The sequence below is a fragment of the Streptomyces otsuchiensis genome (assembly GCF_004305975.1).
Taxonomy (GTDB): Bacteria; Actinomycetota; Actinomycetes; order Streptomycetales; family Streptomycetaceae; genus Streptomyces; species Streptomyces otsuchiensis.
On record NZ_BHZI01000479.1, the window covers coordinates 1 to 2,066 of the forward strand.

Genomic DNA, 2,066 nt, shown 5'->3' on the forward strand with positions numbered 1-2,066 from the left:
GTGGGGCGGATGCCGAGGTCTTCCAGGCGCTTGCGCTGGCCCTCGTGGAGCCTGTCCCAGGTCTTCGGCTGGGTCTGCTGGGCGGCCCACTTTCCGACGTCGAGTCCGTAGACGGTGACGCCGGGCGGGACGTCGGCCGCGGCGCCTTCCGGTTCGTCGCCGATGAGTTCGCGGAGGGCTGCGTAGTGCCGCTGCCAGGTGGGGGACCAGGGCGCGTTCCAGTCGGGGTCGATCGCGGCGAGGGCTGCGGCCCGTTCGGGGAACCGTGCCAGCGCCTGGGGGCGGCGGCTGTTGGCGAGGAACTGCCCGACGGGGCGGCCGAGGGCGACGGCGCCGCGTGGTGCGGCGAGGGTGGCGTGTTCCTCGTAGTAGGTCCGCGCGGCCGCCAGGTTGTTCTGCCAGGCCGTGTCGGGGACGTCCCAGACCATCCCGAGGCGCTCCAGGTCTTCTGCGCGGCGGGCTTTCATCTCGCCGGCGCCGAACGCGCGGCGCTGTTCGGAGACCCACCGGCCGAGGGGGAAATGCCCGGTCTCCTCGGTGTGGCCGTAGGGGACTTGTGCGTGGCCTTCGCGGCCGACGAAGGCCTGGAGGGCGGTGTGGCCGCGTTTCCAGTCGTCGCGTTCGATGTTCAGGACGTCGAAGCGGACGAGGTCGGCGATGAAGGCGGGGTCGCGGCGGGTCGAGATCCGCAGCAGGAACCGCTCATCCTCCCCATCCTCGTCCTCGGGCGTCTCGCCGAGGGGGAACGACGGGTCGACCAGGCGTTTCTGGTCTGCCTGGGGAATGGCGAGCATTTCCACAGCCTCGGCGTCATGAGCACGAAGCCCGCGCAGTACCCGGGTGAGGGACCGGTAGTCCATGGAATTCGGCGGTGTCCCGGGCTGGAGAAATACGGGCACGATAAGCGACGCCATCTTGCCCTGGTTCGGCTTCTGGCGCAGGGCGCGGCCGATGGCTTGGACGATGTCGTGGGGGGCGCCTTTGGGGTCGAGGAGGGCGACGGAGTCGACGCTTGGCGCGTCGACACCTTCGTTCAGGACCTTGGAATTCGAAAGGACAGCGGGGAGTGCGGTGGCGCCGAGCTGCCGGAGGACTTCCTGTCGGTGGCCGGGGTCGTGGTCGCCGCAGAGCCAGTCCGCCCACACCTTGGCCGGGTACCGGCTGGGGTCGTGGGTGTGGAGGCGGCGGACGACGCGGGGGAGGCCGGCCACGAAGGCGTTGGCCTCCCGCGTGCGGTGGTGGAAGGTGATGGTGGAGGAGAGGTCGTGCTCCGTCATGGTGCGGATGAGTCCGGCCTGCAAAGCGGCCATCCGTTGCCCCCGGACCTCCTCGGAGAGCCGTTCCTCGCCGTACAGCTTCGTTCGGGTCAGCGTCGGGTCGGTGATCTCCATGACGATGATCCGGTACCGGGCGAGGAGGCCCCGGGTGATCGCCGACGCCAGGGAGAGTTTCCAGAGCACCGGCCCGAAGATCGCGGTGTCTGCCATGGACGCGGCCTGTTCCTCCGGCAGCGGGTCCCGCCGCCCCTCGGCCACCTCCTGGTTCGGCCGTTCTTCCCAGATTCTCGGAGTGGCCGTCATGTACAGCCTGCGGGCGGCGGGGACGAGGCCCTGGGCGTGGACGTCCGCCCACGCCTTCCCCATCGACCCCGATGTCCGGTGGGCCTCGTCGACGACCAGGAGGTCCACCGGGGCCAGGCGCTGCCCGTAGGAGCCCGCGAACGCCTCGGTCAGGACGGGCAGGGAGGCGTAGGTGGCGTAGATCGTCACCGGGCCCTGGCCGTGCCACAGGCCGAGCTGGATCGGGTTCGTCGTCGACCGCACCCCCAACTGGAACAGCTCCGGGTCATCCTCCAGCGAACAGACCGCGACAGCCGGCCCCGAGTGCCCCAGCGCCCTCCACTCCCGGATGGTCTGCGTCAGCAGATCCAGGGTCGGCACCAGGACCACCACCCGCCCCTTCGGGACGATCCGCCGGGCGGCCGCGGCGGCCATCGTGGTCTTCCCCGTCCCGCACGCCGAATGCACCTGACCGCGAATACCCGCCGCCGGAACACCACCCGGCGG

General features: G+C 70.8%; 1 protein-coding gene. It reads right to left on the bottom strand.

Annotation, left to right across the window (positions count from 1 at the left end; all coding sequences use genetic code 11):
* Window positions 1-1,994 (bottom strand): helicase associated domain-containing protein (locus tag E0D90_RS25245; RefSeq protein ID WP_438827451.1); only part of this gene is annotated, 1,994 nt, incomplete at its 3' end.
* Between the last annotated feature and the right edge of the window lie 72 nt (window positions 1,995-2,066).